The organism is Azospirillum canadense, assembly GCF_025961225.1.
Lineage (GTDB): Bacteria > Pseudomonadota > Alphaproteobacteria > Azospirillales > Azospirillaceae > Azospirillum > Azospirillum canadense.
Genome location: NZ_JAOQNG010000007.1, coordinates 481,181 through 504,165, shown reverse-complemented (window position 1 = coordinate 504,165; position 22,985 = coordinate 481,181). Strand labels below are relative to the sequence as shown.

The 22,985-nt window shown below is 70.4% G+C and carries 5 protein-coding genes; 3 read left to right on the top strand and 2 right to left on the bottom strand.

Annotated elements, in window-relative coordinates:
- Positions 1-39: 39 nt before the first annotated feature.
- The gene (locus M2351_RS29965) at positions 40-1,344 is read right to left on the bottom strand and encodes an MFS transporter (protein ID WP_264659685.1); all 1,305 of its coding nucleotides are present in this window, start codon (positions 1,342-1,344) and stop codon (positions 40-42) included.
- Between the two features lie 340 nt (positions 1,345-1,684).
- On the opposite strand from M2351_RS29965, the gene M2351_RS29960 reads away from it, so the two are divergent.
- Together M2351_RS29960 and M2351_RS29955 are read left to right on the top strand one after the other, a co-directional pair.
- Positions 1,685-2,584 carry a LysR substrate-binding domain-containing protein gene (locus M2351_RS29960; protein WP_264659684.1) on the top strand — a complete coding sequence of 300 codons (900 nt, stop codon included), beginning with the start codon at positions 1,685-1,687 and terminating at the stop codon, positions 2,582-2,584.
- A gap of 283 nt (positions 2,585-2,867) precedes the next feature.
- Entirely contained in the window at positions 2,868-3,587 is a 720-nt protein-coding gene (locus M2351_RS29955) for a response regulator (protein ID WP_264660371.1), read from the top strand.
- A 64-nt stretch (positions 3,588-3,651) separates the two neighbouring features.
- Here M2351_RS29955 and M2351_RS29950 read toward each other — a convergent pair whose 3' ends face one another.
- A complete protein-coding gene (locus M2351_RS29950; protein ID WP_264659683.1) occupies positions 3,652-7,920 on the bottom strand; it encodes a hybrid sensor histidine kinase/response regulator in 4,269 nt (1,422 codons plus the stop codon).
- 409 nt (positions 7,921-8,329) lie between these two features.
- Between M2351_RS29950 and M2351_RS29945 the strand changes: the two genes are divergently transcribed.
- Positions 8,330-22,885: an FG-GAP-like repeat-containing protein gene (locus tag M2351_RS29945; protein WP_264659682.1), complete on the top strand. Its 14,556-nt coding sequence runs from the start codon at positions 8,330-8,332 to the stop codon at positions 22,883-22,885.
- Positions 22,886-22,985 lie beyond the last annotated feature (100 nt).

The window sequence follows — 22,985 nt, the reverse complement described above, 5'->3', positions numbered from 1 at the left end:
AAACGGGCGTTCTCGGGAAGCGGTGGTCGCGGCGGGCGGTCAGGCGCGCTCTTCCAGGCGCATCAGGGCGGTCATCAGGAACGAGACGACCAGCAGGCCGCTGAGGAAGATCAGCCCGGCGGTGGCGCTGCCCGTGGAGCCCTTGACGAGGCCGATCAGGTACGGCCCGGCAAAGCCGCCGAGGTTGCCGATCGAGTTGATGACGGCGATGGACATGGCCGCGGTGGAGCGGGTCAGGAACAGCGACGGCAGGGCCCAGAAGGGCGCCTTGAAGGCGTAGAGGCCGGTCAGCGCCATGCTGATCAGCGCCATCGCAAGCCACGGCGCCCCGACGGCGCCGACCAGGGCCAGCGCGGCGCCCGCCAGCAGCAGCGGAAGCGCGGAGTGGAAGCGGCGCTCCCCCGTCCGGTCGGAGTTGCGCGACCACATAATCATCCCGACCGTGGCGATCGCGTAGGGGACCATGGCGATCAGGCCGATCTCGGTGTTGGTCAACGTGCCGGAAAAGCCCTTGATGATCTGCGGCATCCAATAGCCGATGCCCAGGCTGCCGGTCTGGTAGACGAAGTAGATCAGCGAGAGGAACAGCACCTTCGGGTTCAGCATCGTCCGCAGCGTGCTGAGATGGCGGACGTTGGTCCGCGCCTTGCGGTCCGCTTCCAGTTCCTGCACCAGCCAGGCCTTTTCCCGCGCGTCCAGCCACGGCGCCTGCTCCGGCCGGTCGACGAGGTACAGGAAGGTCGCGATGCCGCCCAGGATGGCCGGGCCGCCTTCCAGGATGATCATCCAGCGCCAGCCGCTGAGGCCCAGCCAGTTGACGTTGTCCATCAGCCAGGTGCTGAGCGGGGCGCCCATCAGGTAGGACACCGGGATGGCCGCCGTGAACAGCGCGATGGTCGTCGCCTGCTCCTTGGCACGGAACCATTGCGTCAGATAGACGATGATGCCCGGGAAGAAGCCGGCCTCCGCGACGCCCAGCAGGAAACGCAGGACGTAGAGCTGCTCGGCCGTCTGCACGAAGGCCGTCAGCACCGACACGACGCCCCAGCTGACCAGGATGCGGGCGATCCACACGCGCGCGCCGTAGCGGGCGAGCATGACGTTGCTGGGCACCTCGAACAGGAAATAGCCGAGGAAGAACACGCCGGAGGCGAAGCCGAACGCTTCGGCGCCCAGGGCCAGCTCGTGATTCATCTGGAGCGCGGCGTAGCCGATGTTCGCCCGGTCCAGATAGGAGATCACATAGAGCAGGAAGGTGAAGGGCACGATCCGCCACGTCACCTTGCGCATCACCTGCCGGCCGAAGGACTCCGCCGAGGAGTCCTGCAGACATTCCGCCGTCATGGCGTTTCTCCCTCATCATTCCGATCCCGCGGTGTCGCGCAGGCGGGTGACGGCGCGGGCATGAGGGCCCTGGCCGGCGAAGCCGTTCACGGTGCGGGATGGTGTTGCGGCCGTTTCAGCAACGGCCTTGTTGCCTCACGCTACGAAACGCGTGGCATACGGACAATTGGTCCTTCGCCAACCGAGCCTTCGTCGTTGACGAAGTCTGTGTCCGCGAGGTGATCGGGCCGTTGATGTGCCCAAGGCCAAACCGGCTGCACATCGACCCTTCTGCCCCTATGATGGCCGATTGGGCCGCGGCGGCGGAACAAAGGCCAAGCATCACCCACGGTGAAGGTTCATGCGCTTCGACCTGATCACGCTCAAGCTCTTCGTTGCTGTTGGCGAAGAAGCGAATCTCACCCGGGCGGCGGAGCGCGAGAACATCGTGCTGTCGGCGGCCAGCAAAAGGATCGCCGATCTGGAAGCCGTCGTCGGCATCGCGTTGCTTCGCCGGCATGCCCGCGGCGTCACGCTGACCCCGGCCGGCCAGACGTTCCTGCACTATTCCCGCCAGGTGCTCCAGACGTTGGCGCGCATGGAAGGCGAGCTGAGCGATTTCACCGCCGGGGTGAAGGGGCATGTGCGCATGCACGCCATCGCCTCCGCCATTTCAGAGTTTCTGCCCCGCGAGCTGAACAGCTTCCTGACGCGCTACCCCATGGTCAAGATCGACCTGGAGGAGCAGGTCGGCCCCGCGATCGTGCGGGCAGTGTCGGACCGTTCGGCCGACGTCGGCATCATCACCGAGAACACCGCCGCCGAGGGGCTTGAGCGATTGCCCTACCATGTGGACCGCTTGGTCCTTGTCGTCCCGGATGGTCACCCGCTGACCGAGCGGCCGTCCGTCCGGCTGGTGGAGACGCTGGACTACGACTTCATCGGCCCGCACCCCGACAGCTCGCTTCTGGCCGTCATCATGCGCGCCTCCATGGAGACGGGCAGCTCGATCAAGCTGCGCATCCAGGTCCGCAGTTTCGATGGAATGTGCCGGATGATCGAAGAGAATCTCGGCATCGGCATCCTGCCCTGGATGGCGATCGAGCATCAGATCGCCTCCGGCCGAATTCGTGTGATCCCGTTGGCCGAACCCTGGGCAACACGGCGCCTGTTCCTGTGCGTGCGCGACTTGGCGTCCTTGTCGGGCAGTGCCCGTCAGCTGGTCCAGCATCTCGCGGCCGCGGCTGAACCGCCAGCCTGACGCTCCGCACCCGTTTGGGCCGCCCGCACTATTTTTCTCCCGCACCACTTTTCCGATATCCGGGCAAGCAGGCAACGTCGGTGAACCCATAACCGCTGAAGCCATGGTTCCTCGTTTGGCAGCTTGTCTCCGGTACCCGCAATCCAAGAATCAATGTCAAGAGGAGCACCATGGAGGGGTGGCCAGAGGCGGCGATATCACCTATTCTGCCGCAGCCCATCTAAGTATGGGCAACAGGCGTGAGGAAACGCGCAAATATTATCATGTGGGGTCGTCTTTATACATGGTGGAATCGCGCAACGCTCTCATGATCGTGGAAGATGATCCTGTTACTCGCACAATGGTTGCAGGCTATTTCACGCGGGAAGGGTTCAGCGTCTTCGAGGCTGCTAGCGCCAGTGAATGCAAGACCCTGCTCAGGACAAAGAAGTTCGACCTGATCTTCCTCGACATCCATCTGCCCGACGGCAGCGGCCTTGTGCTTGCCCAGGAGATCCGCGCAACCAGCCCGGTCGGCATCATTTTCGTCACCCAGCAGGACGGCGACGTCGACCGCATCGTCGGGCTTGAACTGGCCGGCGACGACTATGTAACCAAGCCGGTCAACCTTCGCGAGCTTTTGGCTCGGTCACGCGCGCTGCTGCGCCGCCGGGCGCTGGAGCGCGGGTCCCGGCGCCGCGGCTCCATCGTGTCCTTGGGATCCCTGCTGCTCGATTTCACGCGGCGGGAACTCGCGCAGCGCAACGGCGAGCCGATCCGCCTGACACGGGCGGAGTTCGACCTTTTGGCCGCGCTCATCGAGGCCGACGGCCGGCCGCTGGGGCGCGATTACCTGATCGAGGTCGTGAGCAACCGCGACCAGATGGGGGATCTGCGCACCGTCGATTCCCTCATCGCGCGCCTGCGCCGCAAGATGGCGCCGGTGCATGGAAGCGCCGCCGAGGTCATCGTCACCGTCCCCGGCGTCGGCTACAAGCTCGGCGTCGTCGTGCAGGAGACCTGATACCGAAGACCCATGGCGCAGCCATGTGCGAAAGCGTCATACGGCCGGCCGATCCAGGAACCGTTCATGCGCCGGCCGTATGAGGCCCGCCGGTGGACTCCGCGGGTTCCCGCGCCGCCTCGGACAAAGCCTTGAGCGCGGCGCGGCGCAGGGTGCGAAGGGCCGCGATCCGCTGCGGGTCCAACCCCTCCAACCCCTCCAATCCCGATGCCGCCGTTCGGGCGTCGGCCTCCACAGCGGCAGCGGCGGCGGACAGCCGCGAAAGGCCGAGCGCATTGGCGGAACCGCGCAACCGGTGGACGTGCGCGCGGACGGAGGCAGCGTCCTGCGCTGCGGCCGCCGCCTCCACGGCGGTGATCGACCGCCGCGACGTCCGGCTGAACAGCCGGGTCAGCCGCACCAGCTCCGGAAATCCCAGGATGTCGAGTTGGAGGCGCAGGTAGTCGCGATCCAAGTGGTCCACCCAACATTCCGATGGGGTGCCGTTCGCGCGTGTGGCGGGCTGGGCTCCGGCGGCGCCGGACAGGGCCTGCCGGACCAGGTCGAGGCGGAGGGGCTTGTTCACCACGCGCTCCGCGCCCGCTTCCAGACAGCGCCGGCGCGTGGACTCGGTCGCGTCGGCCGTCATGGCGATGAAGCGCGTGTCTGCCCGTTGGCAGTTGGCCCCTCCGAGGTCGGCCCCTCCGAGTTTGGGCAGCGCCCGCAGGCGGCGGATCACCTCGATTCCGTCGATGTCCGGCATGTGGACGTCCATCAGGATGACGTCGAACCGCGCCGCCGCCGCCGCCTCCAGGGCCGGGAGCCCGCCACCGGCGACCGACACGCGGTGGCCGAGCGTGCCGATCAGCGCCAGCCCGACCTCCCGGTTGATCGGGTCGTCGTCGACGAGAAGGATGTCCAGGCCCGGCCCGCCATTCGTTCCGCCATTCGTTTCGTCGTCCGCCCCGCCGGCCGGCGCCCGATCCGGGGCGTGAGCGGTCTCGACCGGGACGGTCAGGCGGAAGGTGCTGCCGACGCCCGGCGCGCTTTCCACGGTCAGGCTGCCGCCCAGCATCGCGGCGATCCGGCGGCAGACCGACAGGCCGAGCCCAGTCCCGCCGAAGCGTCGGGTGATGGAATCGTCCGCCTGCACGAAATCCCGGAAGATCGCCTCGTGCAGATCCGGGGCGATGCCGATGCCGGTGTCGGCCACGACGAGGTGCAGCAGGTCCGCGCTGCCGTCGCCTTGCGGCGACAGGGCGAGCGAGACGCCGATCCGTCCTTCCGGCGTGAACTTGACCGCGTTGCCGAGCAGGTTGTGCAGGACGCGCGTGATGCGGATCCGGTCGCAGCGGATCGCCGGCGGCACCCGTGGGTCGATGGACAGGTCCAGCCGGACCCCGTTCGCCGCGGCCTGGACCGAGAACAGCTCCACCGCGCCGACGACGAGGTGGCGCGGGTCGACGATGCCCAGTTCGACCCCTTCGTCCTCCGCCTCGCAACGCCCGTATTCCAGGATGCTCTCGATCAGGCTGACCAGGACGTTGCCGGAGTTGCGGGCGATTTCCAAAAAGCGGCGCTGCTCGCTGTCCATCGGCTTCGGGTCGAGCAGCTGGAGCATGCCCAGGACGCCGTTCAGTGGCGTGCGGATCTCGTGGCTGATGACCGCCAGGAAACGCGACTTCGCCCGGTTGGCCGCCTCGGCCTCCTCCATGGAGCGGCGGGCGCTGGCCTCGCCGGCGACGGCGCGGGCGCGTTCCACCTCGACTTCGGCCGTGCGTTGGGCGACCTGCCGTTCCAACTCGCGCTGGCGGCGGCGGAGCAGGGCGGTCCGGGCGTGGACCGCGGCGACCAGCAGGCCCAGCGCCGCCGCCGCCGTGGACAGCCGGAACCAAAGCGTCTGGTACCAGGCGGGCAGGACCTGGATGCCCAGGGAGAGCGGGGTTTCGCTCCACAGGCCGTCGCGGTTCGTCCCGCGGACGGTCAGGCGGTAGGAACCGGGGGGCAGGTTCGTGTAGGTCGCCGTCCGGCCGTTGGCGTCGGCCATGGTCCAGCGCTCGTCGAAGCCTTCCAGCCGGTAGGCGTAGCGGTTGCGCTCCGGCGTCGAGAAGTCCAGGGCGGCGAACTCGACCTGGACGCTGCGGTGCTCCGGCGTGACGGTGACGGGCGCGGCGTCCGGCGACACGGTGCTGGGCGGAACCGACAGGGGCTGGCCGTCGACCCGCAGTTCCGTCACCACGACCGGCGGCTGGAAGTCCCAGTGGGGCAGTCGTCCGGGCTTGACGACGGTCATCCCGCCGAAGCCGCCGAACAGCAGCGTGCCGTCGGGAAGGCGGGCCCCGGACCCGGCCCAATGGGTCCGGATCCCGGCGCCGTCCATCGGGCCGAAGCTGCGCACGGCCAGGGTCCGGGGATCGACCGCGGCCAGCCGGTCGCCGCCGCCGACCCAGATCAGCCCGTCCGCGCCTTCCTGCAGCACGGTGACGGTGTCGTGCGGCAGGCCGTCGGCGGCGCTCAGCGTGCGGAAGGTGGCCGGTCCTTCCGCCTCCCCTCTAACCGTCGGCGTCAGGATGCCGATGCCGCCGGCGGTGCCGACCCACAGCCGTCCCTGCCGGTCTTCCAGCAGGGTGTTGACGATGTCGTTGGGCAGGCTGGCGGGGTTGTTCTGGTCGTGCAGGAAGCGGCGGAACGTCCCCCGCTCGTCGTCGAACAGGTTCAGGCCCCGCTGGGTGCCGACCCAAAGCCGTCCCCCGCGGTCGCGCAGCAGGGATTGCACGCTGTTGTCGCTGACGCTGTCGGGGCGGTCCGGGGCGTGCTGGTGGAGCCGCACCGTCGCACGCCCTGTTTCCTGGTCCCGGTCGATGCGGGCCAGCCCCATGCTGCCCCCCGCCCAGAGCGTCGCGCCGTCCGCCAGCAGGGACAGGATGTTGGTCTTGTCCAGCGGCGCGAAGGCGGAGACGGCGCCCGTGTCCGCCGCCATGCGGTGGAGCCCGCGCGTGGTTCCCAGCCAGACGTCGCCGTCCGCCGGCGCGGCGATGGCCTGGACCATCTGCCGGGGCAGGCCGCCGCCGGCTGGGCCGGCTGGGCCGGCTGGGGCGGCCGGGGTGGTCGGGGCGATCACCCGGACGATCCGGCCGGCGGCGGGATCGAGCAGGGCGATCCCTTCGTCCCGGAAGCCCAGCCAGACCGCGCCGTCGGCGCGCACCGTCATGCTGCGCACGTATTTCCCGGGCAGGCCGTCGGGCTTGGCGGGAAGGATGGTCAGGATGCCCTGGTCGCGCGGGTTGTGCCGGTCCACGCCGCCGAGGCCCCCGGCCCAGACGAGGCCGGACCGGTCGACCAGCAGGCTGAGGTTGGAATCGTCGGCGATGCTGCTGGCGACCGCCGGGTCGTTGCGGAACCGCCGCGTGGCGCCGGTCGCCGTGTCCAGCACCCGGATCCCGCCACCGAATTCGGCAATCCACAGGGTTCCGGGCTCGGGCTCGGCCAGGGCGGTGACCCGTTGGCCGGACGGGGGGAGCTGGTCGAGAAACCGCCCGCCGGTCCGGTCCGCCGTGCCGACCCGTCCGGTCGCGGTGCCGAACCAGATGGCGCCGGACGACGTTTCCAGCAGCGCCGTCGCGACCAGCGGGCCAGAGGGCAGCGGGCCGGGCAGTGGGCCAGGGGGCAGGGGGCCGGGCTCTGCCGGCACCTCCACGGGTTGGAATCGCTCCTCCCCGGCCGGGCGCCGGTGCAGCCCGGCGGTCGTGCCGACCCACAGGGTTCCCGCGCGGTCCAGAAGCACGCTCCGGATCTCGCCGGGCGGAAGACCGATGGCGGCAGGGTCGTCGCGCTGCCATTGCCCGGACGTGCCGTCGAGATGGGCCAGGCCGCCGGTTCCGACCGCCCACAGCCCGCCCCGGCCGTCCACCGCAAGCCCGCTGAGCCGGCCGAGGCCACTGCCCTGGTCGCGGTGGGTGATGAACCGCTCCCGCTGTGGGTCGTAGCGCGCGACGAGGCCCGACGCCGTCCCCAGCCAGAGCCGCCCGGTCCCGTCGGCGAGCAGATGCGTGACGATGTTCTCCGGCAGCGAGTCCGGGTCGCCGGGTCGGTGGCGGAAGACGCGCATGTGGTAGCCGTCCCAGCGGGCCAGCCCGCCGGGCGTTCCGATCCAGACGAACCCGTCGCCGTCCTGGGCCAGCGCGGACCCGATCGAATAGGGCAGCCCCTCCGCCGGCCCGAAGTGGCTGAACAGAGGGTTGGAGAGACGGTCCCAGGGATCCGGCGCGTTTGCGGCCCCGGCCTTTGCCAGCGGCACCGCGAGCATCAGCGCCGCCGCCCCCAACGCGGCTGTCAACCGAAGTGCGATCCGCATGGTCGATGATCATCCTGCGCCTGACGCCCGCCGCTGTTATGGCAGAAGGATTCCGCCCTGTCCCGTGCGATGCAGCCCAGTAGAACCTGGCGGTGCTTCGGAACAGCCCCGATGTGAACAGCCATCCACATCCTGTCCATAAGCCACAACATCCGACCTTTAGAGTAATCCATTCAAATTTTCGGATTTTTGTTGCCATCGGATGGCGAGGCCGTCCGTTCGACGGCGCAACGATACCGTATTGGTTGAATTGACAGGCGCGAGCACAGCGTGCTTTCGGAGAGGACCCATGAAGGTTTTTGGCGGATGGCGCAATCGCAACCGGGGCGCGCAGATTGGCCGGACGAAAAAATCTTCAAAGGGAGCGGGCAACGGCGCGTGCCACATCCTCGCGCTTGAGCCGCGGTTCATGTTCGATGCCGCGGGCGTCGCGGCCGGTGCGGAGACCGCGCACGCCACCGACGTTCCGCCGCCCAAGACAGGAACCGATACCGCCGCCGACACAGCCGACCACGCCGTGATCGACGCCCTGGCGAAGGCCGTTCCCCAGGCGTCCACTCTCCCAGCTTCCGCCCAGACCACCGAGCCTCCGGTCGCCCGTGCGGCCGATCCGGCGTCCGCAGGCGACCGGCGCGAGGTCGCCTTCGTCGAGGCGGGGGTCACCAATTACGAGGCGCTGGTGGAGGGCATCCGTTCCGGCGTCGAGGTGCGGGTCCTGGACGGCGACCAGGACGGGCTGGCGCAGATCGCGACCTGGGCCGGAACCCATGGCGGCTATGACGCCATCCACATCATCAGCCATGGCAACCAGGGAACCCTGTCGCTCGGCACCGCCTCCCTGGACGGGGACACGCTGGCCGTCCGCTCGGGCGATCTGGCCGCCATCGGCGCGGCGCTTCGGCCCGGCGGCGACCTGCTCCTCTACGGCTGCGACGTCGGAGCCGGATCGGACGGGCAAGCCTTCGTCGGCGCCCTGGCCGCCGCCACCGGCGCCGACGTGGCCGCCTCCTCCGACCCGACCGGGGCCGCCGCGGCCGGCGGCAACTGGACGCTGGAGGTCGCCAGCGGCCGGATCGACACCGTGGCGCTGGACATCGCCGGCTATCCGGACCTCCTGCCGCTGACCATCCAGACCGCGACCAGCTACGCGACCGGCTCCGGTCCGTGGAGGGTGGCCATGGGCGATTTCAACGCGGACGGCAAGGTCGATCTCCTCACGAGCAACCTCAACAGTTCCACGCTCTCGGTGCTGCTGGGCAATGGCGACGGCACCTTCCAGGCCAAGGCCGACATCGCGTGGGGCACCAGCGCTCGCGCGTTGACGGTCGGCGATCTCAACGGGGACGGCAAGCTCGACCTGATCGCGAGCAGCGGCGGCAACAGCGTCGGCGTGATGCTGGGCAAGGGCGACGGCACCTTCCAGACGAAGGTCACCTACACGACCGGCCCTAGCCCTTATGGGATCGCCACCGGCGATGTCAACGGCGACGGCAAGCTCGACCTCGTCACGTCCAACTCCGACTACAACGGGAGCGTCTCGGTGCTGCTGGGCAGGGGCGACGGCACCTTCCAGACCAAGGCCGACTACACGGTCGGGCTGTACCCAAGCGCGGTCACGGTCGGCGATTTCAACGGCGACGGCAAACTCGATCTCGTCACGAGCAACAGCAACGGCAGCAGCAGCACTGTCTCGGTGCTGCTGGGCAAGGGCGACGGCACTTTCCAGAGCAAGACCGACTACACGGTGGGGATCAATCCCAACTCGGTCGTGGCCGCCGACGTCAACGGCGACGGCAAGCTCGATCTTGTCACGTCCTACTCCTCCAACCCCGGGAGCGTCTCGGTGCTGCTGGGCAAGGGCGACGGCAGCTTCCAGAGCAAGACCGACTACACGGTCGGGCTGAACCCCAGCGGGGTTGCGGTCGGTGACATCAACGGTGACGGCAAGCTCGACCTCGTCACGTCCAACTCCGCCAACCCCGGAAGCGTCTCGGTGCTGTTGGGCAGGGGCGACGGCACTTTCCAGACCAAGACCGACTACACGGTCGGGCTGTACCCCGGCTCGGTCACGGTCGCTGACGTCAACGGCGACGGCAAGCCGGATCTTGTCGTTTCCAACAACGGCAGCGCCAGCGTCTCGGTGCTGATCAACAAGACTCCGCCAAGCCTCGCCGGCACCGCGACGGCGCTGAGCCTTGCCACCGACGCGGGGGCGACCGACGTGTCGGCGCTGCTTCACGCCGCCGATCTCTTCAGCGGCGCCACGCTGACCTGGAGCCAGGTGACCGCGCCCAGCCACGGCACGCTGACGATCAGCGGGGCGACCGCCGCGTCCGGCGCGGCCGACATCGCGCCGGGCGGCACCATCACCTACACCCCGGCCGCCGGTTACAGCGGCACGGACAGCTTCACCGTCCAGATCAGCGACGGGACCACCACCACGACCCGCACCATTAGCGTGTGGATCGGCCAGGCGCCGATCGCCGTGGACCTCCAGGCCGGCAGCGACAGCGGTGTCAGCAGCACCGACAACATCACCAACGCCAACACGCCGTCCTTCGACGGCGGCGGCGCACCGGCCAACAGCACGGTGACGGTGTTCGTCGACGCCAACGCCAACGGCGTCAAGGACGCCGGGGAACTGTCCGCGACGGCCGCCGCCGACGCCAACGGCATTTGGACCGGCGCCGTCCTGAACGTCTCCAGCCTGGGGAACGGCTCCTACGCGGTGAAAGCCTACGCCACGGAGAACGGCGTGTCGGGACCGGTCGGCACCGCGCTCACCCTCGTCCGGCAAAGCGTCGCCCCCGTGGCGACGACGGCCAACACAACGGTCACCCTGAACGCCACCGGCCCAGGCGGCACCCTGTCGCTCGGCGACACCGTGACGGTGGCCTGGAACAGCACGGCGACCGGCGACGCCAACACCGACATCGCCACGGTGACGGTGGATTTCGGCGCGTTCGGCGGCGGAATCGTCGCGGCCGTCAACAACAACGGCGTCTGGACCGCCACCTACGCCATCGCGGGTTCGCCCCGCCTTCTGGAGACGAACACCAAGAGCCTGCCGATGGTGGTGACCGACAAGGCCGGGAACATCACCACGCTGTCGCAGACCTATTCGGCGCCGACCTACGCGGCGGGCAGCAATCCCCAAATGATGGCCAGCGGCGACGTCAACGGCGACGGCAAGATCGACGTGATCGTGGCCAACGGTTCCAACCCCGGAATCGTCTCGGTGCTGCTGGGCAACGGCGACGGAACCTTTCAGGCCAAAATCGACTCCGCGACGGGCATTTATCCCAATGCCATCGCCGTCGCCGATTTCAACGGCGACGGCAAGCTGGACGTCGCCACGACCAGCGGCGGCGGCACCAACATGGTCTCGGTGCTGCTGGGCAACGGCGATGGAACCTTCCGGGCCAAGCTCGATTCCTACGACGGCTTCAACGGAGGCTGGATCTCGGTCGCCGACCTGAACGGCGACGGCAAGCTCGACCTCGTCATCACCAACAGCAGCAGCGGCAGCCTCTCGGTGCTGCTGGGCAAGGGCGACGGAACCTTCCAGGCCAGGACCGACTACTGGGCGGGGAGCAGTCCACAGCCGGCCGCGATCGGCGATGTCAACGGCGACGGCAAGCTCGACCTCCTCTCGACCGACTGGAGCGGCGGCAGCGTCTGGGTGCTGCTGGGCAAGGGCGACGGCACTTTCCAGAACGCGTCCGGCGTCTCGGTGGGCAGCTATATGCTGAGTTCCATCGCGCTTGGCGATCTCAACGGCGACGGCAAGCTCGACGTCGTCACAGCCGACACGTATGTCACCTCGGGCGGCGGCTATTCGACCAACAACACCGTCTCGGTGCTGCTGGGCAACGGCGACGGAACCTTCCAGGCCAAGACGGACTACACGACGGGCCCGAACCCTTCCATGATCGCCGTTCGCGACATCGACGGCGACGGCAAGCTGGACATCGTCACCGGCAACACCTATGGCACCGGCATGATCTCGGTGTTGCTGGGCAACGGCAACGGCACCTTCCAGGCCAGAACCGACTTCAGCCCGGCAACGTCGATCAAATCGTTCGTCCTGGCGGACGTCAACCGCGACGGCAAGCCCGATGTCGTCGTGCTTGCCAGCACCAGCGTCACGGTGCTGGCCAACATCGCGCCGCCGAGCCTCGCCGGCACCGCGACGGCGCTGAGCCTTGCCACCGACGCGGCGGCGACCGACGTCACGGGCCTGCTTCACGCCGCCGACGCCTTCAGCGGCAAGACGCTGACCTGGAGCCAGGCGACCGCGCCCAGCCACGGCACGCTGACGATCAGCGGGGCGACCGCCGCGTCCGGGGCGGTCGACATCGCGCCGGGCGGCACCATCACCTACACCCCGGCCGCCGGCTACAGCGGCACGGACAGCTTCACCGTCCAGATCAGCGACGGGGTCAACACCACCACCCGCACCATCAGCGTGTGGATCGGCCAGGCGCCGATCGCGGTGACGCTCCAGGCCGGCAGCGACAGCGGCTCCAGCAACTCCGACACGCTGACCAACGCGAACACGCTGTCCATCGACGGCAGCGGCGCCCCGGCCAACAGCACGGTGACGGTGTTCGTCGACGCCAACGGCAACGGCGTCAAGGACAGCGGGGAACTGTCCGCGACGGCAACCGCCGGCGCCGACGGGGCCTGGGCGGGGGCAGCTCTCAACGTCGCGTCCCTGGGCAGCGGCACGGTTTCGGTCAAGGCCTTTGCGACGGTGAACGGCGTGCCGGGGCCGGTCGGCACCGCGCTCAACATCTTGCGGGACGTCTCCGCCCCCAGGGTAAGCGTCGCCAACACCACCATCAGCCCGACCGCGACCGGGCCGGGTAGCCGTTTCATGATCGGCGACACCGTGACGGTGACCTGGAACAACACGGCCGGCGGCGACGCCAACGCCGACATCGCCACAGTGACGATGGACTTCGGCGCGTTCGGCGGCGGGATCGTCGTGGCGGTCAACAGCAACGGTGTCTGGACCGCCAGCCACACCATCCGGTCGTTTGCGGGCATGTTCGATCCGGCCACGAAGAGCCTGCCGGTCGTGGTGACCGACAGGGCCGGCAACAGCACGACGGTGTCGCCGACCTACGCGAGCGGCACCTTCGCAACGGACAGCTACACCCAGACGGTCGCGGCCGGCGACCTCAACGGCGACGGCAAGCTTGACCTGGTCGTCGGCAACTCCGCCAGCACCGTTTCGGTCCTGCTGGGCAAGGGCGACGGCACCTTCCAGCCGGAGACCGCCTATGCGATTGACTCCATGTCCTTTTCCGTCGCGCTTGCCGATCTCGACGGCGATGGCAAGCTCGACATCGTCGCGACCAACTACTTCAACAACACCGTTTCGGTGCTGCTGGGACGGGGGGATGGGACCTTCCAGCCCCAGGTCAGCACCGCGACAGCCTATTATCCCCGCGCCGTCGCGGTCGGCGACTTCAACAAGGACGGCAAGCAGGACATCGTCATCGCAAACACGAACGGATACTCCGTCTCGGTGTTGCTGGGGAACGGAGCCGGGGGCTTCCAGTCCAAGACCGACATCTATGTGTACAACAGTCCCTATGCCATAGCCGTCGGTGACTTCAACGGCGACGGCAAGCTGGACATCGTCACCGCCAACAACAGCAGCAACAACGTTTCGGTGCTTCTGGGCCAGGGGGACGGGACGTTCCAGAGCCAGGTCAGCACTGCGACCGGCTCCTCCCCCTACGCCGTCGCGGTCGGCGACGTGAACGGCGACGGCAAGGCGGACATCGTCACGGCCAACTACAGCGCCAACACGGTCTCGGTGCTTCTGGGCCGGGGGGACGGCACCTTCCAAGCCAAGGTCGACTGCGCGGTGGGCAGCAATCCCAATTCGATCGCGATCGGCGACGTCAACGGCGACGGCAACCCGGACCTGATCGTCGGGGACCAGAACAACGGCGGCAATATCCCCAGTTCCGTCTCGGTGCTGCTGGGCAACGGCAACGGGACGTTCCAGGCCAAAACCGACTATCTGACGGGCAACCTCATGCAGTCGATGGCGGTCGGGGATGTCAACGGTGACGGCAAACCCGACATCGTCACGACCAATTTCTACGGCCACAGCGTCTCCGTGCTGATGAACGTCCTGCCCCCGCGGATCACGGGCACCGCCGCCAGCCAGGCGGTCGGCGACAACGCGACCATTAGCCCGTTCAGCGGCGTCACCATCGCGTCCGCCGGCGGCGCGGCCCAGGTCGAAACGGTGACGGTCCAACTGGACGCGGCCGCCAAGGGCTCCTTCACCGTCCTCAACGGCTTCACCGACGCCGGCGGCGGCCGCTACACCTTCACGGGCACCGCCGCGGCCGCCACCGCCGCGATCCGCGGCCTGGTGTTCACGCCGGCCGCCAACCGCGTGGCCGCGGGAACGACCGAGACGACGACCTTCACCATTTCGGTCCAGGACAACAACGCCGCCACCGACAGCGTCACGACGGTCGTCTCGACCGCGGTCAACGACGCGCCGGCGCTGACGCCCGGCAATCCGTCCCTGACCGCGATCACCGAGGAGCAGACGTCGAGCGCCGGCCAGACCGTGGCGTCGATCCTCGGGACGTCGGTCGTGGACGGGGACGTCGGCGCCGTCCAGGGCATCGCCATCACGGCCGCCGATGCCGGGAACGGCACCTGGCAGTATTCGGTCGACAACGGGGGCAGCTGGACGGCGTTCGGCACCCTGTCGGGAACGGCGGCACTGCTGCTGCGCACGGCCGACTTTGTCCGCTTCGTTCCGAACACGGCGAACGGCACCACCGGAAGCTTCACCTTCCGGGGCTGGGACCGGACCAGCGGAAGCGCCGGATCGACGGCGGACACCACCGCCAACGGCGGAACGACCGCCTTCAGCGCGGCCAGCGACACGGCCACCATCACCGTCACCGCCGTGAACGACGCGCCGACTCTGGGCGGTGCCGGCGCCAACCAGACCGTCACCGACCAGACGACCGTGACCCCCTTCGCGGCTGTCACCATCGCCGACGTCGACCTGCCGGGCGACACGCTGGCGGTGACGGTGACGCTCGACAGCGCGGCCAAGGGCGCCTTCACCGCCGCGTCGCTCACCGCCTCGGGCTTCACGGACCAGGGCGGGGGCGTCTACGGCTTTTCCGGCACCGCGTCGGCGGCGCAGGCGGCGATCCGCCAGTTGGTCTTCCAGCCCGCCGCCAACCGCAAGGCCCCCGGCGGGACCGAGACGACGACCTTCACCATCGCCCTGGACGACGGGGCCGGCGGGACGGCCAGCAGCGCCATGACCACCGTGGTCAGCACGTCCGTGAACGACGCGCCAAGCGCCGCCGACAGGACCATCACCATCGGCGAGGACGCCAGCCGCACCTTGGTGGCGAGCGATTTCGGCTTCAACGACGCGGACATCGGCGACGCGCTCGTCACGGTCAAGATCACGCAATTGCCGGGCGCCGGAAGCCTGAAGCTCAACGGGACCGCCGTCACCCTGAACCAGGAGATCGCCAAGGCCGACCTCGACGCCAACGCGCTGGTCTTCACCCCGGCGGCGAACGGAAACGGCGCCGGCTACGCGACCATCGGGTTTGCGGTGTCCGACGGCACCGCCTATTCGGCCGGCAAGACCCTTACCATGAACGTCACCGCGGTCAACGACGTGCCGGTGCTGGGCACCACCGCGCGCAGCCTGCCCGCCATGTCCGAAGACGATGCGGCCAGCGCCGGCACGACGGTGTCCGCCATCCTGGCATCGGGCGGCGGCATGGCGAGCGACGTGGACGGCGACAGCCTCGGCATCGCGGTCACGGCGGTGTCGAACAGCAACGGCGTCTGGCAGTATTCGTTGAACGGCACGACCTGGACGGACATCCCCACCCTGTCCACGACCGCGGCGCTGCTGCTGCGCCCCACCGACAAAGTGCGCTTCGTCCCCAACGCGGATTACAACGGCACGGTCACGGGCGGCCTCACCGTCAAGGCATGGGACCAGATGGCGGGGACGGCCGGTGGAACCGGCGACACCACGGCCGGCGGCGGCACCGGGGCGAACAGCCAGTTTTCGGCCAGCAGCGCCAGCGCCGGGATCACCGTCAACCCCGGCCCGACCGTCGTCGGCATCGACCGCGCGTCGGGCGACCGGACAACCGCGGGCAGCGTGGACTACACCGTCACCTTCAGCGGCGCCGTCACCGGCGTGGACGCGGGCGACTTCACGCTCACCGCCGCCGGCCCGACTGGGGCGACGATCACCAACGTCAGCGGCAGTGGCAGCACCTATACGGTGACGGTCGCCACTGGCAGCGGCGACGGCACGCTGCGGCTCGACCTGGTCGACGACGATTCGATCCTGGACGCAACCCTGGATGCAGCGACCGGCGCGCCGCTGGGCGGCGTCGGCACGGTGTCCGGCGGTGGCTTCACCGGCGGGCAGAGCTACACCATCGACCGCACCGCGCCGACCGTGTCGTCGGTGAGCGTCCCGACCGGCAAGACCTACAAGCTGGGCGATGTCCTGACCTTCGTGGTCACGGTCTCGGAACCGGTGTCGGGCCTGGGCGGCAGCGCGCTGACCCTGACCATCGATCAGGCGGGCGGCGGAAGCGCCACGCGGCAGGCGTCGCTGCTGTCCTCCACCGGCACCACGGCGACCTACCAATACACGGTGGCCGCCACCGACCTGGACGGGGACGGCATCGCGGTGAGCGGCCTGAGCGTCGGCACGGTCACCGACGGGGCCGGAAACGCGCTGGACACCACGCTCCACGGTGTCGGCGCCGCGGCGCTGGTCAAGGCCGATGGCGTGGCCCCGGCGGTCGCTGCCGTCACCCCGCCGGCCGACCGGACCTACCGGGCCGGCGAGACGCTGGACGTCACGGTTACCTTCGACGACGCCGGGTTGGTGCTGACCAACGCCGCCGCATCCACCCTGGACTTCACCATCGGCGGGGCCGCGCGCTCGGCCGCTTTCCTCAGCCGGAGCGGTGGTGCGGTCACCTACCGCTACACCGTCGCGGCCGGCGACGACACCGCGGCCGGCATTGTCATCGGCGGCCTGACGCTGGGCACCGCCACCGTGCAGGACGCGGCGGGCAACGCCGCCAGCCTCTCCCTCGCCGGCAAGGTCGGCCCGACCACCGGCATCCGGATCGACACCACCGCCCCGACCGTCGACATTGCCGCCTCCACCCCGGCCGACGGCGCCACCGGCCAAACCACCGGCGTCCAGCCGGTGCTGGCCTTCAGCGAGCCGGTGCAGGCGGGGATGGGCGGCAGCTTCACCCTGCGCAACGTTACCGACAACACGGTGGTGGAGACCTTCGCCGTCACCTCCAGCCGGATCACCGGCTGGGGCACCAACCGGCTGACCATCGCCCCCACCGCCGCCCTGGCCCGCGGCAAGACGTTCGCGATCACCTGGGACGGCGCTGCGGTGACTGACGCCGCCGGCAACGCGCTGGCCGCCAACGGCACCACCACGCTGTATGATTTCGCCACCGCCGCCAACCTCGCGCCGGTCAACACCGTGGTGCCGACCGTCACCGGCACGGCGGCGGTCGGTGGCACGCTGAGCGCCGGGACCGGCGTCTGGAGCGATGGCGACGGCGACGCGCTGACCTACGCCACCCAATGGTACCGCGCCGACGACGCGAACGGGAGCAACGAGACCGCCATCACTGGGGCGACAGACGGCAGCTACACCCTGACCGCGGCGGACAGCGGCAAGCGGATCCGCGCCGTGGTCACCGCCTCCGACGGAAACGGCGCCTCGCCGTCCGCGACGTCGGTCTGGACGGTGGTGACCAACTCGGCACCGGTGCTGGGCGGCATCGCCGCAACCGCGCAGACCATCACGGACACGGCAACGGTGCTGCCCTTCGCTACGGTCACCCTGGCGGACGCCGACGCGCTGCAGAGCCAGACCGTCACGGTGGCGCTGGACGCGGCGGCCAAGGGGACGCTGTCCGGCGCCCAGGGCAGCTACGACGCCGCCACCGGACTGTGGAGCTTCACCGGCACGGCCGCCCAGGCGCAGGCCGCGCTGCGCGCGCTGGTCTTCACCCCGGCCGCCAATCGCGCGATCCTTGGCGGCAGCGAAACCACGACCTTCACGCTGACCGTCAATGACAGCGTCGCCGCCGCGCTGGTCGACAGCCAGACCAAGGTCACCGCCACCTCCGTCAACGACGCGGTGGTCATCGGCGGCACCCAGGCCGGGCGGGCCTTCCTGTACGGCGGCACCATCGCGCCCTTCGCCGCGGTGACGGTGACCGACGCCGACCTCCAGACCGGCGGCCTGCGCGTGGTCATCGCCGACGGGGCGGGCAAGGGCGACTTCACGGCAGCCTCGACCGTGGGCTGGACGCGCACGGTGGCCGGCGGCGACATCGTCTACGAGAAGAGCTACGCGACGGCCGTCGCCAACATCGGGGCGGCCGCGCAGGCCGACCTGCGCGCCCTGGTCTTCGCGCCGCGCAGCAACGCCGACGCCATGTTGGGGTCATCGGGGACCACGGCCTTCCGGATCGAGGTGGCCGACAACGGGGGTTGGGTCGGCACCCTGGACGGTGCCGTCACGGTGACCGAGGCGCCGGGCAACGTCCAGACGGGCAGCGGCGGGGGTGTCGTGGACACGAACGCGCCGACGAACCTGACCACGCCGACCTTGCGGGTCAGCCTGCTGGGCAGCAACGCCGCGGTGGGCGACCGGGTGGAGTTGCTGCTGGACGGCGGTCCGCTCGGCCACCCGACCATCCGGACGCTGACCGCGCAGGACATCGCCGACGGCTTTGTCCAGCTGACGGTGACCGGCGGCGACCTGGGCGGCGATGGCAGCAAGACCCTGACCGCCCGGCTGAGCAATGCGGGCGGCGTGGTCGGCCTGCTGGGCGGTCCGCTGACCATCCGGCTGGACACCACGGCACCGCTCGCGGCCATCGCCTCCCTGGCCTTGTCGTCCGACACGGCGGCCAACGGTGGCGGCAACGGCGACTTCGTCACCCGCACGGCGTCGCAGACGATCAGCGGCACGTTGTCGGCCGATCTGGCGGTGGGGGAGACGGTCCGCCTGTCGCTGGACGGTGGTGCCACCTGGGCCGCCGCCACGGCCACGGCCGGCGAGAAGAGTTGGCAGCTGGCGGGGGTGACGCTGTCGGGCCGCGGCACGATCCTGGTGAAGGTGACCGACACCGCCGGCAACGACGGCCCGGTGCGCGCCCAGGCGTTCATCGTCGATACCGCAGCCCCGACGACGACCATCGCCACGGCCGCCTTTTCCGACGACACGGGGATCAGCGGTTCCGACTTCATCACCAGGACGGCCGCGCAGACGATCGGCGGCACGCTGTCTTCGGCCCTCTCGTCCGACGAGACGGTCTACGTCTCGCTCGACGACGGCGCCAGCTGGACGGCCGCGGCCACGACCGTCGGGCAGACCGGCTGGAGCGTGTCCGGCGTTACCCTGGCCGGCAGCGGCACGCTGAAGGTCAAGGTGAGCGACGCCGCCGGCAACGACGGCCCGGCCGTCAGTCAGTCCTACCGGCTGGATCAGGCGGCAGCGGCGGTGACGTCGGTGAGCGTGCCCGCGGACGGCACCCGCAGGCCCGGCGACACGCTGAGCTTCACGGTCAGCCTGTCCGAAGCGGTGACGGGCCTGACCGGCAGCACCCTGGCGATCCTGGTCGATCAGGCCGACGACATCACGGCGACCCGGCAGGCCACGCTGGTCTCCGCCACCGGAACCTCGGCCACCTACGCCTACACGGTGCAAGCGGGCGACCTGGACGCCGACGGCGTTGCGCTGGGCGCGCTGACCGTCGGCGTGGTCACCGACAGCGCCGGCAACGCGCTGGACAGCACGCTCAACGGCGTGGGTGCGACCACCGGCGTGACGGTCGACGGCGTCGCCCCAGTGGTAGCGGCGGTTACGCTGCCCGAGGCCAAGGTCTACAGGGAGGGCGAGAGCCTGACCTTCGTGGTCGCCTTCGACGACCCTGGCTTGGTGGTCGGCGGTGCCGACACGGCGACCCTGGACTTCACCATCGGTGGCTCCATTGGAGGTGGCGGCCGCTCGGCGGCCTTCCTGTCGCGGAGCGGCGGTGCGCTCACCTTCCGCTACACGCTGGTGTCGGGCGACGACACGGCCGCTGGCATCGGCGTGACCGGGCTGACCCTGCACGGCGCCCGCATCACGGACGGCACCGGCAACGAGGCCGCCCTGTCGCTGGCCGGCCGGGTGGGCGACGGCTCCGGCATCCGGGTGGACACCGTGGCCCCGACCGTCGCGTCGGTGACCCTGCCCGCCGACAGGACCTACCGGCTGGGCGACCAGTTGGACGTCACGGTCACCTGGTCGGAGGCGGTGCCGGCCGGCGGCGCCGGCACGGCGCTGGCGCTCGGCATCGGCGGGCGGACGGTCTTGGCGGCTTTCGATGCCGCCGGCAGCACCGGCACGGCTTTCCGTTACCGCTACACGGTGGCCGCGGGCGATCTCGCGACCGGCGGCATCGCGGTGATCGGGCTGCGGCTCGACGGTGCCGTGCTCCGCGACGGCGTTGGGCACGCCGCCGCGCCGGACCTGCCCAGCCTAGCCACCACCGGCATCTTGGTGGACGGGGTGGTCCCGACGGTCACGGGCATCACCGCCGCGACCGCGAACGGCGCCTACAAGGCCGGCGACACCATCGTCCTCCAGGTCGGCTTCTCCAAGGCGGTGACGGTGGCCGGCACGCCGACCCTGGCGCTGAACACCGGGCGCAACGCGGTCTACAGCGGCGGCTCCGGCACCGGCACGCTGACCTTCACCTACACGGTGCAGGACGGCGACGGCGCGGCGGACCTGGATGTCGCGGGCGCCGCGGCGCTGGCCGGCACCATCAGGGACGCCGCCGGCAACACCGCCCGGACGACGCTGCCGGCGCCGGGTTCCACCGGCTCGCTAGGGCGCGCCACGGACATCGTCGTCGACACCGCCGCGCCGACGGTGGCGGGCGTCGCGATGCCGTCCGCGCGCACCTACCTCCCCGGCGAGACGCTGAGCTTCACCATGGAGGTCGGCAAGGCGGTGACCGTCGACGGCAGCCCGGTGCTGCGGCTGTCGGTCGGCGGGCAGGCGCGCGAGGCGGTTTTCAACGCCGCGGGCAGCACGGTCACGCGGTTGCGCTTCGACTATGTCGTGCCGGTGGGCGACAACGCCCCCGGCGGCGTCGCGGTCCTGGGGCTGGCGCTGAACGGCGGCACCATCCGCGACGGCGCCGGCAACGCGCTGGCGACCACCATCAACACCGTGGGCGACGTCGGCGCGGTGGTGGTCGAAACGCCGGTTCCCGCCAAGCCGTCCGCCACGGACCTGCTCGGCGGGGCCGGCCTGTCCGTCGGCGGCGGGCCGACCAACGTGGCGCAGCCGACGCTGGCCGGTACGGCGGCGATCGGCAGTACGATGACCGTGCTGGTGGACGGCAAGGCCGTGGGCACCGCCACGACCGATGCGTCGGGCCGCTGGAGCTACCGCGTCGCCACGCCGCTGAGCGACGGCACGCACAGCATCGCCGTAGTGGAAACCAACCGCTACGGCGTCTCCGGCGAGCCCTCCGCCGCGCTGACGGTGACGGTCGACACGACCAGGCCAGGCGTGCCGTCCCTGCCGGTGGCGGCGGGCTCCGTCGCCGCGGGAACGGTGAACCTCTCCGCCAACGCCAGGCCGACCTTCTCGGGCACCGCCGAGGCCGGCAGCACGGTGGCCGTGCTTGTGGACGGCGCGGTGGCCGGCCGCGCCGTTGCCGACGCCTCCGGCGCCTGGAGCGTCAGCGTCGCCAACGCCTTGACCGACGGCACCCACCGGGTGCAGGTGCAGGCGACCGACCGTGCCGGCAACGTCGGGGACCTGTCCGCGGCGACGGTCCTGACCATCGACACCACCGCCCCGGCGGCGCCGACGGTGACGCAGGTCGACGGCACAGGCGCCACGCCGGTGGTGCGCGGCACCGCCGAGGCGAACAGCCTCGTCGTCGTGGCGGTGGACGGCGCCGAGGCCGGCACGGCGCGGGCGAGCGGCGGCGGTGCCTGGCAGCTGGCGCTGCCGGCGGCGCTTGGGTTCGGCAGCCACACCATTGCGGCGCGTGCCCGCGACGCGGTGGGCAACCAGGGCGCGGCGGGCTCGACCGGCTACACGGTGCTCCCGCCACCGCCGGTTCCGGCGTCGGCTCCGGTCGCCCAGGGGAGCGCCAACACGACGACCGTGCTGTCGTCTTCCGACGGCGGTCTGCCGGCGGGGTTGGGGAGCGGCCTCGGCCTGTCGGGCGCCGGGCCGACGCTGGGCACGGTGCGGACGCTGGCCGGCAGCCCGACCGGCAGCGACACCGGCCGCGTCATCACCAGCGCCTCCATCAGCAGGGGGGGCGCGGGGGGCGACTCCGGGCGCGCGATCACCATCGATGCCATCGCCAATCCGACCGTCGGCAACGCCGGACGGGCCATCACCTTCACGGCGATCGCCGGTTCCTCGTCGGCCGGCGGTGGTGCTGGCGGCGGAAATGGCTCCAGCCTGACCACCGGCTTCGGCCTGGGCGGAAACCCGGGCGGTACGGCGCCGAATGGGATCGGCGGGGTGACGGGAATGGGCGTGGGTGGCGAGGAGCTTGGCATTGGCGTGATGCCGGGCGGACGCATCGGGCGGTCGAACGGGCCGGCTGGGGACCAGGATGTGCCGGCCGGGGACCAAGGAGGGCAGGGTGCGGCGCCGCGGGGGCTTCAGCCCAATGGTGAGGGCCGGTCCGACGGCGGGCAGGGCAACCGCGCGGACGCGGGCGACGCCCCGGCGCCGAAGCCCGCCTTCACGCGGCAGGTCGCCCAGGTCCACGGGGCGGCCGACGCCCGCACCGCGGCCCTGCTCGCCGCGCTTGCCACGCACACCCCACCGGGCAGCAGGGCGGCCTAGCGCCGCCTTCAGACAGGCGGGCGGCCTGAGGCCGCCCGCGCTCCCACCCCTTCACCGCTTTCGCACCCGCCTTCTCCTTTCTTGATGGATTGCCGACGAG

Bases quoted from the DNA above. Each gene is read 5' to 3' on its own strand.
- M2351_RS29965 (WP_264659685.1), bottom strand. From the start codon at position 1,344: ATGACGGCGGAATGTCTGCAGGACTCCTCGGCGGAGTCCTTCGGCCGG.
- M2351_RS29960 (WP_264659684.1), top strand. From the start codon at position 1,685: ATGCGCTTCGACCTGATCACGCTCAAGCTCTTCGTTGCTGTTGGCGAA.
- M2351_RS29955 (WP_264660371.1), top strand. From the start codon at position 2,868: ATGGTGGAATCGCGCAACGCTCTCATGATCGTGGAAGATGATCCTGTT.
- M2351_RS29950 (WP_264659683.1), bottom strand. From the start codon at position 7,920: ATGCGGATCGCACTTCGGTTGACAGCCGCGTTGGGGGCGGCGGCGCTG.
- M2351_RS29945 (WP_264659682.1), top strand. From the start codon at position 8,330: ATGTTCGATGCCGCGGGCGTCGCGGCCGGTGCGGAGACCGCGCACGCC.